Genomic DNA, 947 nt, shown 5'->3' on the forward strand with positions numbered 1-947 from the left:
GTTTATACATACAGCATATAGAAGAAGCTTCACTTAGCGAATATTGGCCGTAATTTTGTAAAAACAGTCCAACTGTTATGTCCGCTTTCGGGTCTTTTGTAATATAAAAATGCTAGTTAGGAAGGGCCAGATTAGATCTGAAGACAATTCTCAAGTTATGTCCGCTTATCTCACTTTCCAGAAGTAACCGATCAGATCAATATTGGCCAAAATATCCTTGTTTATCGATCAGTCATGAAGGTCCGTTTTGCGGACTTTCACGCCTTTGAGTGCTGTTTAACTATGCCGTGCACTGAACTCCAACCTTTGAGAAAGGGTTCGAGCCGATACACCTTTCTGATACTACTGACTTTGCGCAAGGTTCTGCGTCTCTCCAATTACTCTGTTCCGGCCTTGTTTCTTAGCTGCATACAAGGCTTGGTCAGCGCGCTCTACTAAGCCATCAATTGTGTCAGAGGTTTGCATACTCGCAACACCGACAGAAATGGTAATATTACCCAGGGTGACTTTTTTATCACTGCCCATAACCAGGTTTTTACTGGCGACCTTATCGCATAGCTGCTGGCCTACAACGAGTGCGCCTTCGTAGCGTGTGTTGGGTAATAGCGCCACGAATTCTTCACCTCCATAACGAGCGACGATATCGTCACCTTTGACACCCTTCTTTAGAACTGTTGCGATAAAGGTTAAAACTTTGTCGCCTACTGCGTGGCCGTGCGTATCATTAAACGATTTGAAGTGATCAATATCCATAAATAGGAGAGAGAAGGGCTTCAGTGTTTGTTCAAACTCATTTACTAGTGTTTTAATAGACTCATCAAATGCTCGTCGATTCGGGATGCCGGTGAGCTGGTCGGTAAACGCCGTTTCGTTCAGTTCTTCCAAGTTCCTTTTTAAAGTACTGACTTCCTCCTTCACAACGATTAAGGAGTTTTCCATTGATGTGT

General features: G+C 43.4%; 1 protein-coding gene. It reads right to left on the minus strand.

Features of this window, described 5'->3' with window-relative positions; all coding sequences use genetic code 11:
* Positions 1 to 342 precede the first annotated feature (342 nt).
* Positions 343 to 947: GGDEF domain-containing protein (locus tag A3735_RS05020; protein ID WP_156499411.1), on the minus strand; the 605-nt coding region annotated here is incomplete at its 5' end.

The organism is Oleiphilus sp. HI0061 (assembly GCF_001635675.1).